General features: G+C 72.5%; 26 protein-coding genes. 15 read left to right on the top strand and 11 right to left on the bottom strand.

The features are described 5' to 3' along the window. The first annotated feature begins 117 nt into the window (after positions 1 to 117). Complete coding sequence (locus tag PD653B2_RS04000; RefSeq protein WP_085871041.1) at positions 118 to 789, top strand: IspD/TarI family cytidylyltransferase; 672 nt, start codon at positions 118 to 120, stop codon at positions 787 to 789. Here the strand turns inward: PD653B2_RS04000 and PD653B2_RS03995 are convergent. Then, a complete protein-coding gene (locus PD653B2_RS03995) occupies positions 746 to 1,339 on the bottom strand; it encodes a 2-C-methyl-D-erythritol 4-phosphate cytidylyltransferase (protein WP_242665128.1) in 594 nt (197 codons plus the stop codon). The two genes, PD653B2_RS04000 and PD653B2_RS03995, sit on opposite strands and share 44 nt — an antisense overlap. Positions 1,340 to 1,417: 78 nt before the next feature. After that, a complete protein-coding gene (locus PD653B2_RS03990) occupies positions 1,418 to 1,903 on the bottom strand; it encodes a CarD family transcriptional regulator (RefSeq protein WP_085871040.1) in 486 nt (161 codons plus the stop codon). A 201-nt stretch (positions 1,904 to 2,104) separates the two neighbouring features. Between PD653B2_RS03990 and PD653B2_RS03985 the strand changes: the two genes are divergently transcribed. The 3 genes from PD653B2_RS03985 (at position 2,105) to PD653B2_RS03975 (ending at position 4,361) form a co-directional block, all read left to right on the top strand. Continuing rightward, the gene (locus PD653B2_RS03985; protein WP_085871039.1) at positions 2,105 to 2,956 is read left to right on the top strand and encodes a UbiA family prenyltransferase; all 852 of its coding nucleotides are present in this window, start codon (positions 2,105 to 2,107) and stop codon (positions 2,954 to 2,956) included. Positions 2,957 to 3,042: 86 nt separating this feature from the next. Next, positions 3,043 to 3,615: a hypothetical protein gene (locus PD653B2_RS03980; protein WP_085871038.1), complete on the top strand. Its 573-nt coding sequence runs from the start codon at positions 3,043 to 3,045 to the stop codon at positions 3,613 to 3,615. Between the two features lie 2 nt (positions 3,616 to 3,617). After that, complete coding sequence (locus tag PD653B2_RS03975) at positions 3,618 to 4,361, top strand: phosphoglyceromutase (RefSeq protein WP_085871037.1); 744 nt, start codon at positions 3,618 to 3,620, stop codon at positions 4,359 to 4,361. 168 nt (positions 4,362 to 4,529) lie between these two features. Here PD653B2_RS03975 and phoU read toward each other — a convergent pair whose 3' ends face one another. Further along, the gene (gene phoU / locus PD653B2_RS03970) at positions 4,530 to 5,186 is read right to left on the bottom strand and encodes a phosphate signaling complex protein PhoU (protein WP_089503880.1); all 657 of its coding nucleotides are present in this window, start codon (positions 5,184 to 5,186) and stop codon (positions 4,530 to 4,532) included. A gap of 120 nt (positions 5,187 to 5,306) precedes the next feature. On the opposite strand from phoU, the gene PD653B2_RS03965 reads away from it, so the two are divergent. From PD653B2_RS03965 to PD653B2_RS03950, 4 genes are all read left to right on the top strand, one after another. Then, positions 5,307 to 6,452, top strand: a complete 1,146-nt coding sequence (locus tag PD653B2_RS03965) for a sensor histidine kinase (RefSeq protein ID WP_085871035.1) — start codon at positions 5,307 to 5,309, stop codon at positions 6,450 to 6,452. Then, positions 6,449 to 7,126 (top strand): response regulator transcription factor, encoded by a 678-nt coding sequence (locus tag PD653B2_RS03960; protein ID WP_085871034.1) that lies wholly within the window; start codon positions 6,449 to 6,451, stop codon positions 7,124 to 7,126. The genes PD653B2_RS03965 and PD653B2_RS03960 overlap by 4 nt, the downstream gene beginning before the upstream one ends. A gap of 237 nt (positions 7,127 to 7,363) precedes the next feature. Beyond that, positions 7,364 to 8,320: a DMT family transporter gene (locus PD653B2_RS03955; protein ID WP_085871033.1), complete on the top strand. Its 957-nt coding sequence runs from the start codon at positions 7,364 to 7,366 to the stop codon at positions 8,318 to 8,320. A 19-nt stretch (positions 8,321 to 8,339) separates the two neighbouring features. After that, positions 8,340 to 8,693 carry a DUF1304 domain-containing protein gene (locus PD653B2_RS03950; protein ID WP_085871094.1) on the top strand — a complete coding sequence of 118 codons (354 nt, stop codon included), beginning with the start codon at positions 8,340 to 8,342 and terminating at the stop codon, positions 8,691 to 8,693. Here the strand turns inward: PD653B2_RS03950 and PD653B2_RS03945 are convergent. From PD653B2_RS03945 to PD653B2_RS03935, 3 genes are all read right to left on the bottom strand, one after another. Beyond that, positions 8,658 to 9,179 (bottom strand): YbjN domain-containing protein, encoded by a 522-nt coding sequence (locus PD653B2_RS03945; RefSeq protein WP_085871032.1) that lies wholly within the window; start codon positions 9,177 to 9,179, stop codon positions 8,658 to 8,660. The two genes, PD653B2_RS03950 and PD653B2_RS03945, sit on opposite strands and share 36 nt — an antisense overlap. After that, positions 9,176 to 10,408, bottom strand: a complete 1,233-nt coding sequence (mshA, locus tag PD653B2_RS03940; RefSeq protein ID WP_085871093.1) for a D-inositol-3-phosphate glycosyltransferase — start codon at positions 10,406 to 10,408, stop codon at positions 9,176 to 9,178. The genes PD653B2_RS03945 and mshA overlap by 4 nt, the downstream gene beginning before the upstream one ends. A gap of 101 nt (positions 10,409 to 10,509) precedes the next feature. Next, on the bottom strand, positions 10,510 to 10,893 hold the full coding sequence (locus PD653B2_RS03935) for a hypothetical protein (protein ID WP_133058871.1): 384 nt from the start codon (positions 10,891 to 10,893) through the stop codon (positions 10,510 to 10,512). 104 nt (positions 10,894 to 10,997) lie between these two features. Here PD653B2_RS03935 and PD653B2_RS03930 point away from each other — a divergent pair, with 104 nt between their 5' ends. Both PD653B2_RS03930 and PD653B2_RS03925 read left to right on the top strand, forming a co-directional pair. After that, a complete protein-coding gene (locus tag PD653B2_RS03930) occupies positions 10,998 to 11,744 on the top strand; it encodes an SDR family NAD(P)-dependent oxidoreductase (protein ID WP_085871030.1) in 747 nt (248 codons plus the stop codon). A 90-nt stretch (positions 11,745 to 11,834) separates the two neighbouring features. Next, complete coding sequence (locus tag PD653B2_RS03925) at positions 11,835 to 12,524, top strand: aspartate/glutamate racemase family protein (protein WP_085871029.1); 690 nt, start codon at positions 11,835 to 11,837, stop codon at positions 12,522 to 12,524. A gap of 66 nt (positions 12,525 to 12,590) precedes the next feature. Here PD653B2_RS03925 and PD653B2_RS03920 read toward each other — a convergent pair whose 3' ends face one another. The 4 genes from PD653B2_RS03920 to PD653B2_RS03905 form a co-directional block, all read right to left on the bottom strand. Beyond that, entirely contained in the window at positions 12,591 to 13,823 is a 1,233-nt protein-coding gene (locus tag PD653B2_RS03920) for a protealysin inhibitor emfourin (RefSeq protein WP_085871028.1), read from the bottom strand. Positions 13,824 to 13,847: 24 nt separating this feature from the next. After that, complete coding sequence (locus tag PD653B2_RS03915) at positions 13,848 to 16,844, bottom strand: hypothetical protein (RefSeq protein ID WP_085871027.1); 2,997 nt, start codon at positions 16,842 to 16,844, stop codon at positions 13,848 to 13,850. 89 nt (positions 16,845 to 16,933) lie between these two features. Then, positions 16,934 to 17,407: a PPOX class F420-dependent oxidoreductase gene (locus tag PD653B2_RS03910; RefSeq protein ID WP_085871026.1), complete on the bottom strand. Its 474-nt coding sequence runs from the start codon at positions 17,405 to 17,407 to the stop codon at positions 16,934 to 16,936. Positions 17,408 to 17,678: 271 nt separating this feature from the next. After that, on the bottom strand, positions 17,679 to 20,057 hold the full coding sequence (locus PD653B2_RS03905; protein WP_133058870.1) for a hypothetical protein: 2,379 nt from the start codon (positions 20,055 to 20,057) through the stop codon (positions 17,679 to 17,681). Between the two features lie 136 nt (positions 20,058 to 20,193). Here PD653B2_RS03905 and typA point away from each other — a divergent pair, with 136 nt between their 5' ends. From typA to PD653B2_RS03885, 5 genes are all read left to right on the top strand, one after another. Further along, entirely contained in the window at positions 20,194 to 22,089 is a 1,896-nt protein-coding gene (typA, locus tag PD653B2_RS03900) for a translational GTPase TypA (RefSeq protein WP_085871024.1), read from the top strand. Positions 22,090 to 22,103: 14 nt separating this feature from the next. Then, a complete protein-coding gene (locus PD653B2_RS03895; protein WP_133058869.1) occupies positions 22,104 to 23,468 on the top strand; it encodes an MFS transporter in 1,365 nt (454 codons plus the stop codon). Positions 23,469 to 23,850: 382 nt separating this feature from the next. Then, entirely contained in the window at positions 23,851 to 24,111 is a 261-nt protein-coding gene (locus PD653B2_RS24580) for a hypothetical protein (RefSeq protein WP_133058868.1), read from the top strand. An 18-nt stretch (positions 24,112 to 24,129) separates the two neighbouring features. Beyond that, positions 24,130 to 24,273, top strand: a complete 144-nt coding sequence (locus PD653B2_RS24755) for a hypothetical protein (protein WP_165763318.1) — start codon at positions 24,130 to 24,132, stop codon at positions 24,271 to 24,273. 317 nt (positions 24,274 to 24,590) lie between these two features. Further along, on the top strand, positions 24,591 to 25,595 hold the full coding sequence (locus PD653B2_RS03885; RefSeq protein WP_085871021.1) for a TIGR03617 family F420-dependent LLM class oxidoreductase: 1,005 nt from the start codon (positions 24,591 to 24,593) through the stop codon (positions 25,593 to 25,595). On the opposite strand, the gene PD653B2_RS03880 is transcribed toward PD653B2_RS03885, so the two are convergent. Then, positions 25,588 to 26,217 (bottom strand): hypothetical protein, encoded by a 630-nt coding sequence (locus PD653B2_RS03880; RefSeq protein WP_133058867.1) that lies wholly within the window; start codon positions 26,215 to 26,217, stop codon positions 25,588 to 25,590. The genes PD653B2_RS03885 and PD653B2_RS03880 overlap by 8 nt on opposite strands. Position 26,218 lies beyond the last annotated feature (1 nt).

The raw sequence follows: 26,218 nt of genomic DNA, 5'->3' as shown, positions 1-26,218 counted from the left end.
GTGTTGAGGCCCTGTTTCGTCGTGTAACAAGCGTGAAAACACCTGCCCGCCCCTCGTGACGACCCGATCCGGTGCGCGGACGCCGACGTCGGGCGGTCGACTTCGTAGACTCCGGGCGTGCCCGCCGCCGTCGTCATCCTCGCCGCGGGCTCCGGCACGCGCGTCGGGGCCGGCACCAACAAGGTCCTGCTCCCGCTCGGCGACGCCCCGGTGCTCGTCTGGTCGGTGCGCGACGCGCTCGCGCTCCCCGACGTACGGCGGGTCCTGGTCGTGGTCCGCCCCGGCGAGCAGGACCTGGTCGCGGCGGCCCTGGTGCCCCACCTCGGCGACCGGGAGGTGGGCGTCGTCGACGGCGGCGCCACCCGGCACGGCTCGGAGTGGAACGCGCTGCGCGCCCTGGCTCCGGAGATCAGGTCCGGCGAGATCGACGTGGTCGCGATCCACGACGGCGCGCGACCGCTCGCCGGCCGGGAGCTGTTCGCGCGCACCATCGAGACGGCCCGGGCGCACGGCGGCGCCATCCCGGTGGTCCACCTCCCCGGCCTGATCGCGCTCGACGGGCGGCGGTTGCCGCCCGAGCTCGACGGCGTGCAGACCCCGCAGGCCTTCCGCGCGCCCGAGCTGCTCGCGGCCTACACCCGGGCCGACGCCGACGGCTTCGACGGCACGGACACCGCCGCCTGCCTGGCCCGCTACACGGACCTGGCGGTCGCGGCGGTGCCGAGCACGCCGCAGAACCTCAAGATCACGTTCGCCGAGGACCTGGAGCTGGTCGACCGCCTGCGGTGAGCGCCTCGAGCACCCGTACGTCGTCCACCGAGCCGACCCGGCGGCCCTCGGGTGGCGCCTCGACGAGCTCGACCGGGAAGCGGCCGCGCAGCGCCGCCACGAGCTCGACGAAGTCGGAGGACGGCAGCCCGTCGAGGGCGGCGACGACCGCCGGTGGCAGCACCACCGGGGAGGCGACCGCGACCAGGGACGCACGGTCCACGGTCGCGCCGACCAGCCCGTCGGCCACGGCCTTCACCGTGTCGGTCACCGGCCGGACCCCGACCACGACGCACGCGTGGTCGAGGGCCCGCGCGAGGCAGGCCGCGATGAAGTCCGGGGGCGTCATCGGGCAGAGCGCGTCGTGCAGCACGAACGGCTCCGCCGCTTCGACCAGCGCCTCCCAGGGGGTGCCGGTGTCGACCGGAGTGACCCCCGCCGCCCCGAGCGCCCAGGCGGCGCAGGCGACCAGTCCCTCTCCGTGGATCAGCTCGAACGGCAAGGTCCCGCGGTCCTGCTCGACCACCGAGCCGAGCGCGGGGGGTGCCTCGTCCTCGTCGCCGTAGTCCACGGTCCGACCCTACGCGGAAATGCGCGAGGCCCCCGGATCGCTCCGGGGGCCTCGCGGGTGTCGGTGGAAGTCAGTCGCTCAGGAAGCGAGGACCTCGTCGAGGATGGCCTCAGCCTTGTCCTCGTTGGTGTGCTCGGCCAGCGCCAGCTCGGAGACGAGGATATGCCGGGCCTTGGCCAGCATCCGCTTCTCACCGGCGGACAGACCCCGGTCGCGCTCACGGCGCCACAGGTCGCGGACGACCTCGGCCACCTTCATGACGTCGCCGCTGTGCAGCTTCTCGAGGTTGGCCTTGTAACGGCGCGACCAGTTGGTCGGCTCCTCCACGTGCGCGGCACGCAGGACGTCGAACACGCGGTCGAGGCCCTCCTTGTCGACGACGTCGCGAACCCCGACCAGATCGAGGTTGCAGGCGGGGACCCGGACTACCAGGTCCTGCTGGGCGACGATGCGCAGGACGAGGTACTGCCGGTCCTCCCCCTTGATGGTCCGCATCTCGATGTCTTCGATGACAGCGGCTCCGTGATTCGGGTAAACAACCGTTTCGCCGACGGTGAAAGTCATATGTCAGGTACCCCTTCCTAGGAGGCCATTCTAACACGCGTTCGAAGCGGCCTCTCCGACGTTTGCGCAGGTCAGGGGCACAATGCGGGCTTGACAGAATCGCCTGTCGTGTGGTGGCGGCCCCCCGTGGGGCTGCCGGCGCGACCCACCGGTCGCGCCGAATGCCCTCCCCGGCGAGATATCTCGCTGATACTGCGGGGTATGTCGCCGACCCTGCGCCGCCGCAAGAAACCGGACGTCGGCGGCACCCCTCCGACGCCGTCCGACGAGGTGGCAGCCGAGCCGTCCCCCGAGCCGGTTGCGGCGGCCCCGGCCGCGGCCCGCCGGCGGCCCGAGCGGCGCCGTGTCCTCGCCCACACGACCCCGGTCCTCCTGCTGCGTGCGGCACATCCACGGCAGGCGCTGATCACGGCCGTCGGCCTCGCCGTCGCGGCCGCGATCAGCGGTCGCGCGGGCCGCGAGGTGGCGCTGGTGTTCGCCACCGTGCTGGTGGGCCAGGCGATCCTGGGCTGGCACAACGACCTGATGGACCGACGCCGCGACGAGCGTCGGCTGCCGAGCGGCAAGCCGATCGCCGACGGCTACCTCGATCCGGGTACCGCGTGGTTCGCGCTCATCTGCGCGGTGCTGCTCGTCGTCCCGCTGGCGGTCTCGAACGGCGTCACCGCGGGCTGTCTCTACCTCGCGTCGCTGGGCATCGGGCTGGTCGGCAACGTGGTGCTGCGACGCGGCCTGCTGTCGTGGGTGACCTGGGCGGCGGCGTTCGCGCTCTACCCCGCCTTCCTGTCGTACGGCGGGTGGGGCGGCGAGGCGACCGGCAACCCGCCGCAGGTCGCCATGGTGGTGCTGGCCGCGCTGCTCGGCATCGGCGTGCACGTCCTGAGCGCGCTGCCGGGCCTGGTGGCCGACCACGAAGACGGCTACCGGCACCTGTCGCTGCGCCTCGCGCTGAAGATCGGCGCGACCCGCCTGCTGGTGCTCGCGCTCGCCTGGACCGTGCTCGACGTGGTCGGCCTGCTGGTGGTCGGGAACGCGGTCGGGCTCAGCAGGTGACGGGCAGATGATCCGCCCCTCCGGGCGTGCGTCGACCCCCCGGTGACGGACGCTAGGCTGTGGGCGCCACCTGCCGAAGACGACTCGTGAAGGCCATCAAGATGCAGCTCCGCCCGCCCGCTCGCTTGCTCGCCGCCGTGGGAGCCGCCGTGCTCGCGACCACGCTCTCCTCGTGCGGTTTCGGCTACGCGACCGACCGCGTCTACACGCCCGGCAACGGCGTCAACGACCGCGACGCCTCCGTCGACGTGCTCAACGCGGTGATCGTCTCCGCCCAGGAGGGCTCGGGCACCTTCGTCGCGTCCTTCGCCAACAACTCGACCGACGAGCCGGCGACCGTCGAGTCGCTCGCCGGTGCCGGCGACGACAGCGCGCTCGAGGTCGGCGACTTCGACCCGATCGAGATCGCCCCCGGCGCGCTGGTCAACCTCGCGACCGAGGGCGGGATCCCGGTGACCGGCGAGCTCGGGGCCGGCGACTTCGTCAACGTCACGATCACCTTCGGCGACGGGGAGTCCGTGGACATGCAGGTCCCGACCGTCACCGACTGCGGCCCCTACGAGGGCCTCGACACCTCCGCGTCCGACGGGGCGTCCGACGCGCCGACGCCCGCCGGCGACGACCAGTGCGACGAGACCGGCGCACCCGAGCAGGAGTGACCATGTCCCACACGCTCATCCTGCTCCGCCACGGCGAGAGCGAGTGGAATGCCAAGAACCTCTTCACCGGCTGGGTCGACGTCGCCCTGACCGAGAAGGGCGAGGCCGAGGCGACCCGCGGCGGCCAGCTGCTGCGCGAGGCCGGCGTGCTCCCCGACGTCGTGCACACCTCGGTCCAGCGCCGCGCGATCAACACGGCGTACCTCGCCCTCGACGAGGCCGACCGCCACTGGATCCCGGTCCGCCGGTCGTGGCGGCTCAACGAGCGCCACTACGGGGCGCTGCAGGGCAAGGACAAGAAGCAGACGCTCGAGGAGTACGGCGAGGAGCAGTTCATGCTCTGGCGCCGCTCGTTCGACGTGCCACCGCCGCCCCTCGACGACGACTCGGAGTTCTCCCAGGTCGGAGACCCGCGCTACGCCGACCTCGGCGACGAGATGCCCCGCACCGAGTGCCTCAAGGACGTCATCGCGCGGATGCTGCCCTACTGGGAGTCCGGCATCGTGCCCGACCTGCGCTCCGGCAAGACGGTGCTGATCGCCGCCCACGGCAACAGCCTGCGCGCGATCGTGAAGCACCTCGACGAGATCAGCGACGAGGACATCGCCGGGCTGAACATCCCGACCGGCATGCCGCTGGTCTACGAGCTCGACGACACGATGACCCCCACCGTCGCGGGCGGGCGCTACCTCGACCCCGAGGCGGCCGCCGAGGCGGCTGCGGCCGTCGCGAACCAAGGTCGCTGAACAAGCCCCTCCGTTGGTCGAGCAGGTTGCGCAGCAACCGTGTCGAGACCCCCGCAGCCCACCGTCGTACCTTGGCTTTCCGGGGTCTCGACACGTCGGTCGCGTCCTCGCAGGCTCGGTCGCGCGCCTCGCTCGACCACCATCAGCGGATCCGCTGACGCGTCTCCGCTAGGCGTCGACGGAGGCCGGGTTCTCGCCGGTGACGACGAAGACGACCCGGTTGGCGACCGAGACGGCGTGGTCGGCGATCCGCTCGTAGTAGCGGCCCAGCAGGGCCACGTCGACCGCCGCCTCGACACCGTGGTCCCAGTCGGCGGACAGCAGCTCGGCGAAGCTGGTGCGACGCAGCTGGTCCATCTCCTCGTCGGCGCTCACGAGGGCGAGCGCCTCGTCGATGTCGCGCTCCTTGATGATCCTCGAGACCCGGACCACCATCTCCTCGGCCACCTCGGCCATCCGCTCGATGGTCGGGCGGATCGCATCCGGGACGGCGAGGTTGGGCACCCGCAGCCGGGCGATCTTGGCGACGTGCACGGAGAGGTCGCCCATCCGCTCCAGCTCGCTGACCATGCGGAGCGCGGCGACCACGGTGCGCAGGTCGCTGGCGACCGGCTGCTGCAGCGAGAGCAGCAGGAACGCCGAGTCCTCGACCCGCTCCCGGGCGCGGTCGATGTCGGCGTCCGCGCTGATCACCTTCTCGGCGATCCCGGCGTCGCCGGTCAGCAGCGCCTCCGTCGCGAGCCGGACGGCGGTCTCGACGCTGCCGCAGATGTCGGCAAGGTCGTCGAACATGGAGTCGAGCTGTTCATGGAAGGCCTCACGCATGCCCAGGAGCCTAGGTGGGCGAGGTGACCAGCCGGGGCGAGGACGTGAACGCCGAGTGAACATCCGGAAGCCGCCGCCCGCTGGGCGAACTCGCGATGAATTGGCTCGTACGATTCAGGTGTGGATGCGACGACGCAGGCGTTTCTCGCCGCGCTCATCGGAGCCGTCGTCGCGGGCGGTGCGGTGCTGGCGTGGCACGTCAGCGACCGCGAGCAGCACAGCGTCGTCCCCGTCGAGGAGCCGGTGCTGCCGGCCGGCGTCGCGTCCGTCCTCTCGATCCTGCGCAGCAGCGCGGTGGTCGTCGGTGACGACGACGTCGTGCTGAAGGCCTCCGCGCCGGCGTACGCCATGGGCCTGGTGCGGGGCACGTCCCTGCTGTCCACCGAGCTCGCCGACCTGGTGCACCAGGTGCGCCGCGACGGCCAGATCCGTGAGACCGAGCTGCTGATGGGCCGTCCGGGGGTCCCGTCGCGCCACGTCACCGCCCGGGTGGCGCCGCTGGGCTCGCGCCTGGTGCTGGCGCTGGTCGAGGACCGCACCCGCGAGCGGCGGGTCGAGGCGGTGCGCCGCGACTTCGTCGCCAACGTCAGCCACGAACTGAAGACCCCCGTCGGCGCCATCCGGCTGCTGAGCGAGGCGGTGTCCGACGCCGCGGACGACCCCGAGGCCGTGAAGCGCTTCTCCCACCGGATGCTCCTCGAGAGCGACCGGCTCTCCCGGCTGGTGCAGCAGGTGATCGAGCTGTCGCGGCTGCAGGGCGATGACCCGCTCGAGGCCCCGATGCCGGTGTCGCTCGACGCCGTCATCTCGGTCGCCGTCGACACCAGCGCCATCGACGCCGACTCGAAGCGGATCTCGATCGTGACCGGCGGCACCCCCGATCTCGAGGTGTTCGGCAACGAGGAGCAGGTCACCGCCGCGGTCGCCAACCTGATCGCGAACGCGGTGTCGTACTCCGAGTGCGACGCCACGGTCCTCGTCTCCACGAAGGCCGACGACGACACCGTCGAGATCTCCGTGGTCGACCAGGGCATCGGCATCCCGCCGCAGGAGATCGACCGCATCTTCGAGCGCTTCTACCGGGTCGACCCGGCCCGGCACCGTTCCACCGGTGGCACCGGCCTCGGTCTGTCCATCGTCAAGCACGTCGCGGCCACCCACGGCGGAGAAGTCCGGGTGTGGTCCGTGGAGGGTCAGGGGTCTACGTTCACCTTGACGCTCCCCCGATACTTCTCGGCCCGGAGCAACCAGGAGGCAGGCCGATGACCCGCGTACTCGTCGTCGAGGACGAAGAGAGCTACAGCGACGCTCTGGCGTACATGCTGCGCAAGGAAGGATTCGAGGTCGCGATCGCCGCGGACGGCAACGCCGCCCTCACGGAGTTCGACCGCAACGGCGCCGACATCGTGCTGCTCGACCTGATGCTGCCCGGGCTGCCGGGCACCGAGGTGTGCCGCCAGATCCGGCAGACGTCGAGCGTGCCGGTGATCATGGTGAGCGCCAAGGACGACGAGGTCGACAAGGTGGTCGGGCTCGAGCTGGGCGCCGACGACTACGTCACGAAGCCGTACTCGCCGCGTGAGCTCGTCGCCCGGATCCGCGCCGTCCTGCGGCGCGGCCAGGAGCCCGACCTCGCACCCCCGACCCTCGAGGCCGGCCCGGTGCGCATGGACGTCGAGCGGCACGTGGTGACGGTCGACGGCCAGGCCCAGCGGCTGCCGCTCAAGGAGTTCGAGCTCCTCGAGATGTTCCTGCGCAACCCCGGCCGGGTGCTCACCCGCGGGCAGCTGATCGACCGGGTCTGGGGCTCCGACTACGTCGGCGACACCAAGACCCTCGACGTCCACGTGAAGCGGCTGCGGGCCAAGATCGAGCCCGACCCGGGCGAGCCGAAGTACCTCGTCACCGTGCGCGGGCTGGGCTACAAGCTCGACCTCTGATCCCGAAGGGTTCAGAGATCCAGCGCGCCGACGATCCAGCGACGCGCGAGGAACGAGCGCGGCGCGTGGGGTCGTCGGATCGAGCAGGCCCGCCGCTGAGGCACGAAGCGGCGACGGCCGTGTCGAGATCGATCTCCGAGGTCGTCCGGGGTGGGGCCGGCGGGACTGGCGGGAAGTCGCGCATGAAGGTCCGAAAACCGCGTGTCGGGTGTCGGCGGCGATCCCTAGGCTGACGCGGTGACGAGTACGACGACCCCCGCGGCGGCGAGCAGCCCCGAGACCAGCCCGACCACCGCGCCGCCGACCTGGCTGCCGGTGGCCGCGGTCGCGGTGACGCTGGTGTTCTGGGCGTCGGCGTTCGTCGCGATCCGCCACCTCGGCGAGGACTTCTCGCCGGGCGCGCTGTCGCTGGGCCGGCTGCTCGTCGGCACGCTCTGCCTCGGCGTGGTCGCGCTCAGCCGCGGCGTCCCCCACCCGACCCGACGCCAGTGGCTGTCGATCGTCGCCATCGGCGTGCTGTGGTTCGGGGTCTACAACGTCGCGCTCAACGAGGGCGAGCGCCGGGTCGACGCCGGCACCGCCGCGATGCTGATCCAGATCTCGCCGGTGCTGATCGCGTTCCTGGCGGCGGCGTTCCTCCACGAGCGGTTCACGCTCTACCTCGGCATCGGGCTGGCCCTCGCGTTCGCCGGCGTCGGGCTGATCAGCCTCTCGATCTCCAACGGCGACGGCGGCAGCGACGTGCTCGGCGTGGTGCTGTGCCTGGTCTCGGCCGTCGTCTACTCGATCAGCCTGATCCTCCAGAAGCCCCTGGTCGCCAGGCTTCCCGCGATCCACGTGGTCTGGCTGGCCTGCACGGTCGGCACGCTCGTCTGCCTGCCGTTCCTCGGCCAGCTCGTCGACCAGGCCCACGACGCACCCGCGTCGTCGATCCTCTGGGTGGTCTACCTCGGCGTCTTCCCGACGGCGATCGCGTTCACGACGTACGCCTTCGCCCTCAACCACATGAGCGCCACCAGCCTGGGCGTCACGACCTACCTCGTCCCGCCGATCACCATCGTCATGGGCGTGGTCCTCCTCGACGAGGCGCCGCCCGCGATGGCGTACGTCGGCGGCGCGCTGGCCCTGGTCGGCGTCGCGGTCGCGCGGCGCAAGCCGAGGACCCTGGCCGTTGGGGTCTCGCCGCCCGCCTGACAGTGCCATGCTGCGCAGCATGGACGCCGTCGCGTACGTGCTGGTCGGCCTGGTGGCCGTGCTGCACCTCTACTTCCTGGTGCTCGAGATGTTCCTCTGGACCAAGCCGCTCGGCCTGACGACCTTCGGCAACACCGCCGAGTTCGCCGAGGCGAGCAAGGTGCTGGCCGCCAACCAGGGGCTCTACAACGGCTTCCTCGTCGCGGGCCTCGTCTGGGGCCTGGTCGGCCAGCGGTACGACGTGTGCGCGTTCTTCCTCGGCTGCGTGATCGTCGCCGGGGTGTACGGCGCGGTCACCGTCAGCCGGCGGATCCTCGTCGTGCAGGCCGTGCCGGCGCTACTCGCGCTGGTCGCCGTCCTGCTCGCCTGGTGAGTCGCCGGACTCCAGCCAGCCGCGGAACGCCTCGAGGTTCTTCGTCGGCTCGCCGCGCAGCTTGCGCCACTCCCACTCCTTGCGGATCGACGAGGCGAAGCCGAGCTCGAGGATCGCGTTGAACGAGTCGTCCGCGTAGCTCAGCACCGAACCGAGCAGTCGGTCCAGCTCGTCAGGCGTGACCGACGACAGCGGCAGCCGGCCGTCGAGGTAGATGTCGCCGAGGCGGTCGACGGCGAAGGCGACGCCGTACATCTTGAGGTTGCGCTCGAGCAGCCAGCGGTAGACGCGTTCGTGGTTCTCGTCCGGGTTGCGGCAGACGAACGCGTGCACGCCGAGCGCGTGCGGGCCGACGTCGAGGCGGACGGCGGTCTGCAGCTTCTTCTCGCCGGGCAGGGAGAACGAGAAGACGCCCTCGGACAGCTCCTCGAACTCGATCTCGCTGTCGGCGAGGTGGTCGCGGATGACCTGGGCGGCGTCGCTCACACCGAGGTCCGCAGGTCGGCGCGGGCACGCTCGTAGACCTCGAGCATCCGGTCGGCGGTGCGCTCCCACGAGAACTGTCGGGCGTGCTCGAGCGCCCCCGTCTCGAGCCGCCGCCGGAGCGCGTCGTCCTCGACCACGCGGCGCAGCGCGTCGGCCCAGGCGCGCGGCTCGTGGCCGTCGACCAGCAGGCCGCTGTGGCCGTCGCGGACGACCGTGGTCAGGCCGCCGACGGCCGCGGCGACGACGGGGGTGCCGGTGGCCTGGGCCTCGGCGGCGACCAGCCCGAACGACTCGTTGTAGGACGGTACGGCGACCAGGGTCGCGGCCGCGCACCAGCGGGCGAGCTCCTCCTGGGCGACCGGCGGGACGAACCGCACCACGTCGTCGAGCCCCAGCTCGGAGGACAGCTGGGCCAGCGACTCGGGGTGCTCGAGACCGGTGCCGGACGGGCCGCCGACGACCGGGACGACCAGCCGGGAGCGGAGCTCGGGGGTCTGGGCGAGCAGCTCGGCGACCGCGCGCAGCAGCACATCCGGGGCCTTGAGCGGCTGGATCCGGCCGGCGAAGAGCAGCACCGCGGCGTCGGCCGGCAGCCCCAGCTCGGCCCGGACGGCGGCCTTGTCGTACGGGCGGAAGACCGCGAGGTCGACACCCGGGTGCACGACCTCGACCCGGGACGGGTCGGCGTCGTACAGGTTGATCAGCTGCTTGGCCTCGAGGTCGGTGTTGGCGACGAGCATGTCGGCGGCCTCGACCACCTGCTCCTCGCCGATGATGCGGGCGGCCGGCTCGGGAGTGTCGCCCGCCGCGAGCGCGTCGTTCTTGACCTTCGCCATCGTGTGCATCGAGTGCACCAGCGGGACGCCCCAACGGTCGCGCGCGAGCGCGCCGACCTGGCCGGAGAGCCAGTAGTGGGAGTGCACGGCGTCGTAGTGGCCGACCGGGTGCGCGGCCTCGGCGCGCAGCACCTCGCGGGCGAACACGCACAGCTGGCCGGGGAGCTCGACCTTGTTCAGCCCCTCGAACGGCCCGGCGTGGATGTGGTGGACCAGGACCCCGTCGCAGGCCTCGACGACCGGCGCCAGCGACGAGCTGGTGGCGCGGGTGAAGATGTCGACAGCGATGCCCCGCTGCGCGAGCCGCTTGGAGAGCTCGAGCACGTAGACGTTCATGCCGCCCGCGTCACCGGTGCCCGGCTGGTCGAGCGGGGACGTGTGCAGGCTGACCATCGCCAGTCGCCGGATCGGGTCCACCACGCCTTCAGCGTCCTCTCGCTCGTCAGGTGCAACCAAGCAGAACACCGTCGCTCGCGCGATGATTCCCGGCGGGTTCAACGGGCGTGGGAGCCTCCGGCCCGGCGCCCGGTCGGCTCAGGAGCCGCCGGCCGGCTGCGCACCATCATCACGACCGACACCACTGCGGCCAGCACACCGAAGGCGGCGTACACCGTGAGCCCGTCGACGGAGTCGCGCAGCAGCTCGAGCACCGACCACACGAGGGCGGCGAGGCAGACCGCCACGAGCACCCGCAGCCAGGTCGCGCTCCGGCTCACCAGCCCGGCCCCGGCGCCCAGCACCGCGACCGCGAGGAGGACCAGGCCGGCCCAGGTCAGGGCGTCGACGAGGCCGCCGCTCCCGCCGGTCGCGTCGAGGACGTAGGCGCCCGACCAGCAGAGGCCGCCGAGCAGCCCTGCCACCGCAGCAGGCGTGCGCATGGATCACTCTCCTTCGGGCCGAGTCCCGGAACGACTGGCAGTGTGCCACTGCCCGGCCGCGGCCCACCACGCCCCGTCCCACACCTGACCGGCACAATGGGACCGTGACCCGCGCTCGGACTGCCGTCGTGACCGGAGCCAGCAGCGGCATCGGTGCCGCCACCGCTCGCCACCTCGCCCGCGAGGGCTTCCACGTCTTCTGCGCCGCTCGTCGGCGGGACCGGATCGAGGAGCTCGCCGCCGAGATCGGGGGTACGCCGGTCGAGTGCGACGTGACGTCGGAGGAGTCGGTGGCCGCCCTGGCCGAGGCGGTCGGGGAGCGGCTCGACGTCCTGGTCAACAACGCCGGTGGCGCCTTCGGTGCGTCGCCCGTGTCGGCGGCCGACAGCGACGAGTGGCGCCAGATGTACGAGGTGAACGTGATCGGCCTGATGCAGGTGACCCGGGCACTGCTGCCCGCGCTGGTCGCCAGCGGCGCGGGCGCGATCCTCAACGTCGGCTCGACGGCCGGCCGGATCGCCTACGAGGGCGGCGGCGGCTACACCGCGGCCAAGCACGGCACCCAGGTCGTCACCGAGACGCTGCGGCTCGAGCTGTGGGACCAGCCGGTGCGGGTCATGGAGATCGCGCCCGGGATGGTCAAGACCGACGAGTTCGCGCTGGTGCGCTTCGACGGCGACCAGGAGAAGGCGGACGCGGTGTACGCGGGCGTCGCCGAGCCGCTGACCGCCGACGACGTCGCCGACGCGATCACCTGGATGGTGACTCGCCCCGCGCACGTGAACATCGACGAGCTGGTCCTCCGCCCCCGCGCCCAGGCCGCCCAGCACAAGGTCCACCGCCAGACCTGAGCCAAGCGAAGGCCTGACGCGGTGGAGGTCGGCTCGAGCCAGTGACGTGCCCGCGACGCCACGCCGACGTCTTCTGACAGACTCCCCACCATGCAGACGATCGGACTCATCGGCGGGATGAGCTGGGAGAGCAGCGCCGCCTACTACCAGGACCTCAACCGCGGGGTCGAGCAGCGAGTGGGCGGGCTCTCGTCGGCCAAGACGGTGATGACGTCCGTCGACTTCGCGCAGGTCGACGCCCTCCAGGAGGAGGAGCGCTGGGACGAGGTGGCCGAGATCCTCGCCGGCGCCGCGCGCGGGGTCGAGGCGGCCGGCGCCGACTTCCTCCTGCTCTGCACGACGACCTTCCACCGGGTGGCCGAGCAGGTGGCCGACGCGGTCGACATCCCGCTCCTCCACCTCGCCGACGTGGTCGCCGACGCGTGCAAGGCCGACGGGCTCGAGTCGGTCGGGTTCATCGGGACCACGTTCGCGATGTCGCGGTCGTTCTTCACCGACCGGATCGCCTCCCACGGGCTGACGGTGCACGTGCCCGACGTACGCCACCACGACACGGTCAACCGGGTCATCTACGACGAGCTCGTGCACGGCAAGGTGCTCGACTCCTCGCGGCGCACGATCGTGTCGCTCATCGACGAGCTCTGGGACGCCGGCGCGGGCGGGGTGATCCTCGGCTGCACCGAGCTCGAGCTGCTGGTCCGCCAGGCCGACGCCGACATCCCGGTCTTCCCGTGCACCACGCTCCACGTCGCGGCCGCCCTCGACCGCGCCCTGGCCTGACCCGCCGCGATACTCCCTGACGAAATCGGGGTCGATCGCGCGGATCCACCCCGCATTCGTCAGGGACTATCGGCCCAGGACGATCTCGACGATGCGGCGCAGGTCGCCGGTGAGGTGCTGCTCGGGGACGGTCGCCCGCGAGCCGCAGAGGTCGAAGGCATAGACGTACCGGTCGGGCTGGGGGCTGCCGCCCGCGACCGCGGTGAGATCGACGCGGTCGACGAGGGCGGCCACCTCGGGCGCGCGCGGGTCGTCGGCGTCAAGGTCCAGCTCGCCGCTCGCGTGCAGCCCCGCGAAGCCGCCCGTACGGCGCACGGTCACCCGTCGTCCGGCCGTGACGCCGACCGTCGACCAGGACTCCCGTACGGCGTCGGCGTGTGACCCGGCCACGGCGACCGTGGCTGCGGCGAAGCCCGCGAAGTCGGTGTCGGGACCGACGTCGCCGCCGGTGAGCGCGGCGTACCAGATCCGCCCGGCGCCCTCCCAGGACGAGCCTCCGACCGCGGTCGCGGCCAGCTGGAAGGCCCGGTTGGGGATGCCGGAGTTGATGTGCACGCCGCCGTTGTCGTCGTCGGTGTCGACGTAGTCGCTCATCTGCGCGGCCTGCGGGTCCGCGCCGAGCGCGGGGTCGTCGTACGCCGTGCCGGGCGCCGCCATGTCGCGCAGCGCCCGCGCGTGGATGCCGGCGACGAAGATGCCCTCGCCGATCAGCCAGTCCGCGTCGGCCGCGGTCTGGCCCAGCAGCCGCTGCTTGAGGCAGGCCGCGAACACGTCCGAGACCGACTCGTTCAGCGCCCCGGACTGTCCCTGGTAGCGCAGTCCGGCGGTGTGCTCGGTGACCGCGTGCGTGAACTCGTGGCCGAGCACGTCGACCGGCCGGGTGAACCGCCCGAAGACCGTCTCGTCACCGTCACCGAAGACCAGCTGCGTGCCGTCCCAGAACGCGTTGTCGTAGTCGCGGCCGTAGTGCACGGTCAGGCTGACCGGCGCGCCCAACCCGTCGTACGACGAGCGGGCGTAGACCTCCTCGAAGAGCGCCAGCGTGCCGCTGATCCCGGCCGCCGCCTCGTCCGCGGCAGCGTCGCCCGTCTCGGGCTGACCGGCGGAGCGCACCGCCCGTCCGGGCAGGTCGGTGCCGTTCGAGGCCGTGTGCACGGTCCACGCCGGGCCGCCGGCCGCGAACACCGTGGTCCGGGCGCTCACGGGTTGCCGGCGCCCGGCACGGAGCCGCTCGTCGATGACGAGGCTCTCGGGCGCGATCCGGCGCAGCAGGTACGGCGGCACGAACCGGCAGCTCATGCCCCCAGCATCGCACCGGCCCGGTCACCGGGGCTGGCGGTGCCTCGCTGCCTGGCGCACCAGGATGGAGTCGCTGTACGCCGTCGGACCGGTGTCGAAGCGGACGTAGACCGACCACGTCAGCGGGAGCCCCGGGATCGAGTCCATCGTCCAGGCGTAGGTGCACACGGCCGAGACGGGCAGCGTGGTCGCGGCGCCGAAGTCGCTGTTGTTGGAGATCTCGACCGTGGTGGCCCCCGCCGGTGCGCGGATCGCCAGCTGCACCTGCGGGGTGGTGGTCTCGGCGGCACCGCCGGCGATCACGACACCGACCGGGCCGCCACAGGCGTTGCCGCCCACGGCTGAGGACCGGGCCGCACCCGTGCCGAACCCGTTGGACGCGACCACGACGCAGAGCAGGTTCGCGGTCGCGTCGGCCGCGGTGACGGTGTGGGTCCAGCCGCCGGCGATCGCCGCGCCGTTGCGCTGCCAGACCGCGACGTAGGTGATGGTCGGGTCGCCGGTCCACGTGCCGGGATCGCAGGTCAGGGTCTGGCCCGTCAGCGCGGTCCCGGAGATCGTGGGCGGTACGGCGTTGACGGGCGCCTGCCCCGACGGGCCCGCGATCGTCCGCGGCGCCGAGGTCTCCGCGGCGCTGCCGTTGCCGTTCGTCGCGGTCACGATGCAGGCGAGCGTGGCGCTCACGTCCTCGGACAGCACGATGTAGCTCTCCGACGCGGTGTCCGGGATCGCGGCCCCGTTGCGGGTCCACGCGTAGGAGTAGGTGATGTCGGTCCCGGTCCAGGTGCCCGGGGTGCAGGTGAGCGCCGTCCCCACGACGCCGGTGCCCGTGGTGGTCGGGGGGTCGGTGTTGGCCGGTTTCGCCGTGCTGACCACCCGCACCGACGGCGAGCTGGCCGCGGCGCTCCCGAGCCCGTTCGTCGCGACGACCGTGCACACCAGGCTGTTGCCGAGGTCCGCCGCGACCGGGACGTAGGTCGCCGACGTGCCGACCGACGTCGAGCCACGCCGCCACACGAAGTCGTAGGTGATGGTGGGCTGCCCGGTCCACGTCCCGGCGTTGCAGGTGAGCGTCTGGCCGACGTTCGGCGTCCCGCTGATCGACGGCGGCACCGTGTTGGCCGGCACGGTGACCGCGGGGGCCGCGACGGTCAGCGCCGCCGACGTGGCGGTGTTCGTGCCGTCGGCGTCGGTCGCGGCGACGACGCAGGTCAGGGCGGTGCCGATGTCGGCCGTCACCACCGTGTACGTCGCAGCGGTCGCCCCCGCGATCGGTGTGCCGGCGCGCTTCCACACGTAGCCGTAGGTGATCGGCGCCGTCCCGGTCCAGGTGCCGGGGGCGCAGGTGAGGGTGCGCCCGACCGCGGCGGTCCCGGTGATCGACGGCAGCACGGTGTTGGCCGGGCCGAGGCTGCCCCCGGACCCGTCGACGGTGACCGCCGCGCTGGTCGTGCTGGTGCTGCCCAGGGCGTCGGACGCCCGCACCGTGCAGGTGAGCCTCAGCCCGGAGTCGGCGCTGACGACCGGGTACGTCGCCGAGGTCGCGCCGGCGATCGCGGTGCCGGTCCGCTTCCACGTGTAGGTGTAGGTGATCGTCGTGCCCGGGGCTCCGAAGCTGAACCAGACGCCGGGGTCGCAGGTCAGTGTCTGCCCGACCGCGGCCGTCCCGGTGATGCTCGGCGGCGTGATGTTGGACGGTCCGTTGCCCGTGTCGGGGTCGTCGCCACCGCCGGTGCCGCCGGGGATCGTCACCGGGTCGCTGACCGCCCAGTCGCTGGTGCCCCGGGCGTTGGTTGCCCGGACCCGGCACGAGATCTGCTTGCCCCGGTCGAAGTCGACCGGGGTGTAGGTGCCGGTCGCGCCGCTGATGACCTCGCTCCCGCGCAGCCAGGCGCGCTCGAAGGTCTTCGGCTTCCCGGACCACGCGCCGGCGTAGCAGCTCAGCGTCGTGCCCACCGCGGGGCTGCCGGTGACCTCCGGCGCGACGGTGTTGACCGGGATCGTGGTCGCCCCGCCACCGCCGCCTGCACTGCCACCGCCGGCCGCCGCGCGGACACCCTTCGCCCAGTAGGTGTACCCGCCGGTGCTCCAGCGCTGCACCCGCTCGTTGTTGGTGTCGGCGATGAAGAGGTTGCCCGACAGCCCGCCGCCGTCCTGGTCGTGCTGGGCGATCGCGCCCGGGGAGTTCAGCCGGCCGGCCTCCCGGCTGGCGCCCGGTGGGTGGCCGAGCGTGCGGTAGAGCGAGTAGTTGTTGGTGGCGTCCAGGAAGTAGAGCGCGTTGTTCGCGAGGTCCGAGGCCACGACCTGCCCGTAGCGGTCGACGACCAGGCCGGCCGGCTCGGGCTGCTCCCCGCCGTCCGGCCGGTCCAGGGTGAAGGTCCGCGCGGGCTCCGACGAGTCGCGGATCGACGAGGCGTCGTAGGACAGGATCTGGGCGCGGTCGGGGATCGCGACGTACAGCGTGGCGGGGCGGCCGGCCTGCTCGCCGCCGTACGTGATGCCCCGCGGGAAGTCGTTGCCGGGCAGGTCGACGGTCGCGACCAGGCTGCCGTTGCGGGTGTAGACCGAGATGCTGTCGTCGCAGCGGTTCGCGACGTAGACCCGGTCGCCGTTGGCCGTGATGCCGCCGTAGCGCGACGCCGGCGCGCTGCTGTCGCAGTCGATGACCGGGTCGTGGTCGAAGTGCTGGATGACCTTGCCGCGGGGGGTCAGCAGCGACACGCTGCTCTCGTAGTCGACCCAGATGTCGTCGCCGGCCGACACGAAGAGGCCGTCGACCGCCTCGTCCTGGTCGAGCGGCACCGCCTTCTTGCGGACGCCGCTCCGGTCGAGGCGCTGGAGCTTGCCGCCCGAGGAGAAACCGACGTACGACGTCCCGCCCGACGACACGCCGATGGCGGTCGGGCTGTCGGGTCCTGCTGCCTGGGCGGTCTCAGCGGTCGCCAGGACCGCAGTGGTCCCGAGTCCCGCACAGATCAAGGCCAGGCTGATGAGGCGGCCCAGGGGGGCGAAGCCGCTCACGGGAGGAGGGTAACCCGCGATCCGGACCGTTCAGCCACGCCTCACGCGGCTGACTGGACCGGTGGTCAGGCCCCTGTCGAGACGGCCTCTCAGGTGGCGGGAGCACGGTCCGGCGGGAAGCCGCCGGTGGCGACCGGACCCCAGGAGTCCACGCTGATCCGGATCAGCGACTTGCCCTGCCGGCGCATGGCCTCGCGGTACTCGTCCCAGTCGGAGTGCTCGCCCGAGATGCAGCGGAAGTACTCCACCAGGCCGTCCTCGGCCTCGGTCGACGGCATGTCGAGGACCTCCGCGGTGCCGTCGACCTGCACCCACGCGTCGTCCCACTCGTCCGAGAGCACCAGCACCGACGCGGCCGGGTTGCGGCGCAGGTTCACCGCCTTGGCACGGTCGGGGTACGTCGAGATCACGACCCGGCCTCCCGGGTCGACCCCGCCGGTCACCGGCGACAGCTGGGGCCGGCCGTCGGCGCGGGTGGTGACGAGCACCAGGTGGTGGCGGGTGCGGACGAACTCGAGGAGCTCGTCGCGGCCGATGCGGTCCTTCGTGGCGATCCGGGGCATGCCACCACCCTAGGCAGACACCCTGACCCGTCGCTTCTGCACACCCGGGCCACGCTGACCCGTCGCTTGTGCACACGTCGAGCACGTCGACCTGTCGCTGGTGCACAGCCAGGCGGTCGTTCCGGTTGTGTCGAAGCGACGGCTCAGCGTCCCGACGACGTGCACGAACGACGGGTCAGCGCCCCCACAACGAGCACAAGCGACGGCTCAGCGCCCCCACAACGAGCACAAGCGACGGGTCAGCGTCCCCACGACGTGCACGAGCGACGGGTCAGAATCGGCTGAGGTGGTACCAGCCGCTGGCGTTGCCGGCCCGGTCGAGGACCCGGACCCACCGCAGCTGGGAGCTGTCGGCGTTCGTGACGGGGCGGCCCCACCTCAGCGTCCTGGCCGTCGACCGCGACTTGCCGACCTGGACCTCGGCCAGGCCGCTGCCCACGTCGGAGGCGCTGATCGTCAGCACCCAGGCCCATCTGCCGCGGCTCCAGTGCGCGGCGACCTTCTTCAGCCGGGGCGCGGCCGCGTCGAGCACGATCTCGTCGGAGACCGTGCCGGCCGAGGTCGCGCCGACGAAGCGCACCCGCACCACCTTCGGCGTCCTCGAGGACGTCCGGTCCAGGGTCCAGCGGTAGCCGCAGGACCGGGTGAGGGGGCGGGTGTCCGCGCGCCGGAAGGTCGCGTCGTTCGAGATCGTCACGGCCTCGGCGCCGGCGGGCGCGCGCACCCGGAGCTCGACGTACGGCTTGCGGGCGTACGCCGCGCCGCCGTTGATGGCCACCGAGGCGGTGCCGCGACAGGTCCGCCCGGTGCCGCCACCGCCGGGAGTGACCGACCCGCGCGGGGTGACCGGCGGGGAGCTCGCCCGGTCCGAGCCGGACGGGTTGGTGCCGGTCACGACACAGGTCAGCTCGTGGCCACGGTCGTCGGCGATCACCTCGTAGCGGTCCTTCTCCGTGCCACCCATCGCCTGCCCGTCGCGGCGCCAGACGTAGGTGAAGGTCGGGGCGTTGTCCCAGGTGCCCGGGTCGCAGTAGAGCACCGCGCCGACGGCCGGCTCGCCCTGGATCGAGGGCCGGCGCTGGTTCGCGGGCGCGCCGGGGCCCGCGCCGTCGCCCTCCTGGACGAGGACCGGATCGCTCAGCGCGGCCTTGCCGGTGCCGTGCGCGTTGACCGCGGCGACCCGGCAGGTGACCTGGTGCGAGATGTCGTTCTCCACGACGTAGTACTGCGGCGCGTTGGTGCCCGCGATGAGCTGGCCGTCGCGCAGCCAGCCCCACAGGTACGACGTCGGGTGGTCGTCGGTCCAGGTGCCGGGGTCGCACCGCAGCACCGAGCCCGAGCTGGCCCGCCCCTGGATCGCGGGCTTCTCGACGACGTACGGCGGCGAGTCGGCGCCCGGGATCGGGAACCCCTCGCTCGAGATCGGCGCACTCGTGGTGCCGTCCGCTCCCGTGGCCGTCACGACGCACGTCAGCTCGCTGCCGACGTCGGCCGGCGTCACCGTGTACGTCGCGCCGCTCGACCCGACCGGCAGGCCGTCGCGCTGCCAGGACACGGCGTACGACGCGGGCGAGCCGTCCCACGCGCCGGTGCTGCAGGTGAGGGTCCGACCGGAGAACGGCGCGCCCGTGACCGCGGGCGCCGCGGTGTTGACCGGTGCGCCCGGGTCGCCGGGCGGCATCGCGTCGGCCATCCAGTCGGTGGTGCCGATGTGGTCCCAGCGTTGGATCCGGCCGTTGCCGGAGTCGGCGATCCACAGCCCGGTCTTGAAGCTGTCGCCGACGTTGTCGAGCGAGGTCGGCCGGTCGAGGAAGCCGCGGTCGGACGCGGGGTCCGGCGGGTGGCCGAGGGCCCGGTAGAACCAGTAGTCCTCGGGGCCGTTGTAGAAGTAGACGGCGTTGTTGGCGACGTCGACGACGCCGAGCTGCCCCTTCTCGTCGACCACGACCGCTCCGGGCTCGGGGTCGCGGTAGCCGTAGTGCTGCTGGATCACCAGCGTCTTGGCGGGCTTCGGCTCGGAGCGCAGGGAGCCGGCGTTGTAGGCGTACACCTTCCCGGCGTCGGGCACCGAGACGTAGAGCCGGGCCGGCAGCCCCTGGTAGGCCGGCGCCATCGCGATGCCGCGCGGGAGCCCGGTGCCCGGCAGGTCGATCGTCGCCTCGAGGTCGCCGCCCGTGCCGTAGACGCCGACGGTGGCCCGGCAGCGCCCGGCGATGTAGACCGCGTCGGCGGTGACCTCGAGACCGCCGTACGTCGCCGGGTCGTGGGCGCTGTCGGCCGGGCAGGAGCCGCCGGGGTCGTGCGCGAAGTGGGTGAGGAGGGTGCCGTCCGGGTCGAGCTCGGAGACGCTGGCCCCGTAGTCGACCCAGAGGTCGCCGCCGGGGTCGACCTCGAGCGCGGTGACCGGGTCGGTGCGGTCCAGCGCGACGGAGCCGTCCGGCTGGCCGGCCGGGGTGATCCGGAGCAGCCGCCCGCCGCTCGCGAACCCGACGTACGACGTGCCGTCGGCGGCGACCGTGACGGCGGTGGGGCGTCCGGTGCTGACCGCGGCGGCCGGGCTCGGGGGCAGCACGACGAGCCCCGCGCCGACCACCATCGCCGTCGCGAGGCCCCCCATCAGCGCAGCACGAACGGCCCCGGTTCCCCCCACGTTTTCGAGATTAGCGGCTCTGACCTGCCCGAATGCGGGGTTTGGGCAACTCCGTGGGAGCGCCAGTAGACTCGACGAGGCCCTCCTTCACAGTGCAGGGCCCCCTCTGACCCCACCGAACGGACGCCGTACCGCCATGTCTGGAACCAGTACCCGCACCGACCTGCGCAATGTCGCGATCGTCGCCCACGTCGACCACGGCAAGACGACCCTGGTCGACGCGATGCTCCGTCAGGCCGGTGCGTTCACCGCCCACCAGGCCGAGAGCGTCGCCGAGCGGGTCATGGACTCCGGCGACCTCGAGCGCGAGAAGGGCATCACGATCCTCGCGAAGAACACCGCGGTGCACTACGCCGGCCCCGCCGGCGGCGGCCAGCCGATGGTCATCAACATCATCGACACCCCGGGCCACGCCGACTTCGGTGGCGAGGTCGAGCGCGGTCTCTCGATGGTCGACGGCATCGTGCTGCTCGTCGACGCCTCCGAGGGCCCGCTCCCCCAGACCCGCTTCGTGCTGCGCAAGGCGCTCAACGCCGACATGCCGGTGATCTTGGTGGTCAACAAGACCGACCGCGGTGACGCCCGGATCGCCGAGGTCGTCGACGAGACCTACGAGCTCTTCATGGACCTCCTCGACGAGAGCCACAGCCAGGACGCGCTCGACTTCCCGGTCGTCTACGCGTCGGGCCGCGCCGGTGTCGCCGGCCTCGAAGCCCCCGAGAACGGCGAGCTGCCCGACTCCCCCGACCTCGAGCCGCTCTTCAAGACGATCCTCGAGACGATCCCCGCCCCGACGTACACCGAGGGCGCGCCGCTGCAGGCGCACGTCACCAACCTCGACTCCTCGCCGTTCCTCGGCCGCCTCGCGCTGGTCCGGGTCCACGAGGGCACCCTGAAGAAGGGCCAGCAGGTCGCGTGGATGAAGCGCGACGGCTCGGTCAAGAACGTCAAGGTCACCGAGCTCCTCGTCACCGAGGGCCTCGAGCGCAAGCCCGGCGAGTCCGCCGGCCCCGGCGACATCGTCGCCATCGCGGGCATCCCGGAGATCACCATCGGCGAGACCCTCGCCGACCCGGAGAACCCGGTCGCGCTGCCGCTCATCCACGTCGACGAGCCCGCGATCTCGATGACGATCGGCACCAACACCTCGCCGCTGGTCGGCCGCACCAAGGGCGGCAAGGTCACCGCCCGCCTGGTCAAGGACCGCCTCGACAGCGAGCTGGTCGGCAACGTGTCGCTGCGCATCCTGCCGACCGAGCGCCCCGACGCCTGGGAGGTGCAGGGCCGCGGTGAGCTGGCCCTGGCGATCCTGGTCGAGCAGATGCGCCGCGAGGGCTTCGAGCTGACCGTCGGCAAGCCGCAGGTGGTCACCAAGGAGATCAACGGCAAGGTCCACGAGCCGATGGAGCGCCTGACCATCGACGCCCCCGAGGAGTACCTCGGCGCGATCACCGAGCTGCTCGCCACCCGGAAGGGCCGGATGGAGCAGATGACCAACCACGGCACCGGCTGGGTGCGGATGGAGTTCCTGGTCCCGGCGCGTGGCCTCATCGGCTTCCGGACCGAGTTCCTCACCGACACCCGCGGCACCGGCATCGCCCACCACATCTCCGAGGGCTACGAGCCCTGGGCCGGCGAGATCCGCTCGCGCAACAACGGCTCCCTGGTGGCCGACCGCAAGGGCGCCGCGACGGCGTACGCCATGACCTCGCTGCAGGAGCGCGGCGTGATGTTCCTCGAGCCGACCACCGAGGTCTACGAGGGCATGATCGTCGGCGAGAACTCCCGCGCGGACGACATGGACGTCAACATCACCAAGGAGAAGCAGCAGACCAACATCCGGTCCGCCACCTCCGACAACTTCGAGAAGCTGGTCCCCGCGAAGAAGCTGTCGCTGGAGCAGAGCCTGGAGTTCTGCCGCGACGACGAGTGCGTCGAGGTCACGCCCGACGCCGTGCGGATCCGCAAGGTCATCCTCGACGCCAACGAGCGCGCCAAGATCGCGAGCCGGGCCCGCAAGGCGAGCAAGTAGTCCCCAGCAGTCCGGTGCGGGGGCAGGACGGGTCGCAGCGACTGCTGCTGCCCACCCTGGCCCTGCTCACCTCGATCACCGCGGTGGTCAGCAGCCTCGGCGCGCCCCTGGTGCCGTCGATCGCGCAGTCGTACGACGTCCGGCTGACGACCGCGCAGTGGTCGCTGACCGCCGCGCTGCTGGCCGGCACGGTGGCGACCCCGATCCTCGGCCGGTTCGCCAGCGGGCGGCTGCGGCGCCCGACGATCCTGGCCGGGCTGGTGATCGTGACGACCGGCTGCGCGCTCGCGGCCGTGCCGACGACGTACGGCGTGCTGGTGGCGGGTCGCGCCATGCAGGGGATCGGCATGGCGCTGCTGCCGCTCGCGATCGCGGTCGCGCGCGACACCCTGCACGGCGAGCCGATGAGCCGCGCGATCGCGCTCCTGTCCGTCACGACCGTGGCCGGGGCCGGGCTCGGCTACCCGGTGACCGCGCTGCTGGCCGAGGTCGGCGGGCTCCCCGCGGCGTACGGGCTCGGCACCGTGCTCGCGGGCACGACGCTGGCGCTGTGCTGGCGCTACGTGCCCGGGTCCGACGCGGTCGCGTCGATGCGGGTCGACTGGGCCGGCGCCGCGCTCCTCAGCCTCGGCATGCTCGCCGTGCTGCTGGCCGTCAGCGAGGGCGAGGTCTGGGGCTGGGCCGCGCCCCTGACGCTCACGCTCGGCGTGGCCGGACTGGCGACGCTGGTCGTCTGGGGCGGGTGGACGCTGCGCAGCCCGACCCCGCTGGTCGACCTGCGGATGGCGGTGCGGCCGGGCATCGCGGCGCCCAACCTGGTCGCGTTCGTGGCCGGGCTGGGCATGTACTGCCTGCTCACCCTGTCGGTGGTGCTGGTGCGTGCCGACGAGCCCGGCTTCGGGTTGGGGCTCCCGGTCCTGGTCGCCGGGCTGATGCTCGTGCCGTACTCGCTGATGAGCGTGCTCGGCAACCGGCTGGCCCGGGTCGTGCGGACGCGGCTGGGGCAGACCCTGCTGCTGCCCGTGGGCTGCCTGATGTTCCTGCTGTCGACCGTGTTGCTCGCCGTGGTCCACGAGCACCTCTGGCAGCTGCTGCTGGTGATGGCGCTCGGCGGCGTCGGCAGCGGGTTCACCTTCTCGTCGCTGGCGGTGCTGATGGTGCCGCACCTGCCCCAGGCGGAGGTCGGCAGCGCGGTGGCGTTCAACCAGGTGCTGCGCTACCTGGGGTTCACGATCGGCAGCGCCCTGAGCGTCGCGCTGATGGCGGTCTACGGAGGCGGCGCCCACGGCTTCCGGGCGACGCTGCTGACCGTGTCGTCGCTCTTCGTGGTGGCCGCGTTGGGCGCCGTCGTCCTGGACCGGCGCCCGACGCGCACGTAGTCGTACGGACGTCATCCGGATGGTGGAAGGGGACACTCTGACCGTATGACGTCCCGGTGACGGGGCGGTCAGGCCGAGCAGGGGGATCCGCAGGAACGTGTCGCCCTGCATCGCCACGGCGTTCTGACGCAGCGCGTCGCCGACGACGTTGTCGGCCCAGGCGTGGTGGACGCCGTCCACCTCGACGACCAGCCGGTAGTCGGGCCAGGAGAGGTCCAGGTAGTAGCGCCCGCGCCCGTCCTTGCGGAGCACCTGGCGCGCCGGTGGTGGTACCCCGCGCCGCCGCAGCTCGCGGACGACGTCGATCTCGCCCAGGGAGCGGGCGCCGTCGAGCAGCTCGTTGACCACCTCGTGGAGCAGCAGCCGACGCCGGTCACGACGGATGCGGAGCAGCTCGACCCCCAGCGCCTCGGGTCTGATCAGCCCCTGCTGGACCGTGATGGTCAGGACGTACGTCGCCTCGCGGTCCGTCCGCGCCCACAGACCGGCCCGGATCGCCGCCGTGGCGGGCCGGGTCCGCGGGATCCCCGAGGCAACGATGTCGGCGGCGTCCCAGCGGCGCGTCTGGCGGATGTTGAAGCGGCGGTTGCGCCGGATCCGGGCACCGCGCGGCACCGACACCCGCACCCGGTCGATCTCGTAGCGCTGCAGCCCACCGGCGATGAGCGCCGACCCGCCGTCCAGGCACGCCCGCGGTCCGCCCTGGAAGACCGCCGCCCACCGCTCCCCCACCGAGTCGAGCGTCGCGTTGTGCAGCTGGACCGACTGGTCGCCGACCAGCGCCCAGCGGCGGGCCCGGACCTGACCGGCCACCTCCCACCGGGTGACGCCGAGCCGGTAGAGCTGCGGCCGCGAGACCACCCCACCCTGCTCAGCCGCGAGCTCGCGGGCGGCGGCGAGCCGAGAGTCGTCGTACGAAGGTCCACGAGGCATGCCCGCCACCGTGCCCGCGAGCCGCCGGGTCCGGTGGCGGCCGACGGTCCGTCTGGGGACCATGCCGTCACCAGCCCCACTGTGGACGCGGACCGGCCCGGCACCTTCCCGGACGTCATCCGGATGGTGGAAGGGGACACTCTGACCGGATGACGTCCGGGCGGACGCCGGGTCGGCCATGATCGGCGGGTGCTCCTCGACGTCCAGCTCGACGCCCGCCCCGACCTCGCCTCCGCCCGTGCCCTCGAGCTGACCGGGGCCGGCGTCGCCGGGCTGTTCACGTTCGAGGGCCCGCACGACGTCTTCCTGTCGCTCGCGGCGGCTGCGGGCGTGGTCGAGACCGACCTGATGACGAACGTCGCGATCGCGATGCCGCGCAGCCCGATGCACCTGGCGAACGCGGCGTACGACCTCCAGCTGATGTCGAAGGGCCGGTTCCGGCTCGGGCTCGGGTCGCAGGTCAAGCCGCACATCGAGAAGCGGTACGGCGCCACGTGGTCGCCACCGGCGGCGCGGATGCGCGAGATCGTGCTCGCGGTCAAGGCGATCCTCGGCTCCTGGCAGGACGGGACCCCCCTGCACTTCGAGGGCGAGTTCACCCGCCACACGCTGATGCCGCCGACGTTCGTCCCCGGGCCCAACCCGTACGGCGTGCCGCCCGTGCTGCTCGGCGCGCTCGGGCCGGTGATGACCCGCACCGCCGCCGAGGTGGCCGACGGGCTGCTCGTGATGCCGTTCCACAGCCACCGGCACTTCCGTGAGCGGACCCTGCCCGCGGTCGACGAGGGGCTCGGCCGCGCCGGCCGGACCCGGGCGGGCTTCGCGATCCTGCCGCAGGCGATCGTCGCGATGGGGCGCACCGACGCGGAGCTCGCGGCGGCGTCGGCCGGCGTGCGCGGGCTGCTGGCGTTCTACGGCTCCACCCCGGCCTACGTCCCGGTGCTCGAGGTCGAGGGCTGGGCCGACGTCCAGCCCGAGCTGAACCGGCTGTCCAAGCAGGGCGACGTCGCGGCGATGTTCGAGCTGGTCAGCGACGAGATGCTCGAGACGCTGGCCGTGCGCGGCACACCCGAGGAGTGCGCGGCCGAGATCCGACGCCGGTTCGACGACGTGGCCGAGCGGGTGTGCGCCTACTTCCCGGGCTACGACGTGCCGCTCGACCAGCTCGGCGACCTGGCGACCGCCCTCAGGTGAAGCGGCGGCGGGACGCGGGCGAGGTCGCCTGGATGGCGATGCCGGCGTACCCGGCGACCAGCAGCAGGATCATCGCCCTGCCGAGGAAGTCGGGCAGGACCGACGAGACGGTGAAGGACAGCGCGTGCAGGACCAGCGTCACCGGGACCCAGCGCGGGGTGGTCCGGGCCCGCAGCAGCGCGATGCCGAGCAGCAGCTCGCCGAGGTAGAGCCCGGCGATCCAGACGTAGAGGAACGCGGTCAGGCCGGCTTCGGAGGCGGCGGCGTCGAGGCCGTTGTCCCGGAGCGCGTCGGAGACGACCAGGGCCCGGAAGAACACCATCAGCATCGCGAAGCCGGCGGTGCCGATGAAGCCGACCTCCAGGACGATCGCACTGATGAGGCCCAGCGTGCGGCCGCGGCGCTCGACGAGCGTGAGGACCGTCGGCAGGCCGAGCGTCAGGCAGACCGAGGCGATGAAGAGGATCACTGCGACGGTGAGCCACTGGCCGCCCTGGTCCTGCACGATGCCGAGGGTGTCGGTGGCGTCGTCCGACGAGGGCAGCAGGAACCCGCCGAGACACAGCGCCAGTGCTCCGGTGAGGAGCAGGGCCGCCGAGACGGGCAACCAGTCCATGCGCACG

Source organism: Nocardioides sp. PD653-B2 (genome assembly GCF_002117935.1).
Lineage (GTDB): Bacteria > Actinomycetota > Actinomycetes > Propionibacteriales > Nocardioidaceae > Nocardioides.
Note: the sequence above shows the minus strand (reverse complement) of the source record. Positions and strands in the feature narration are given on the sequence as shown.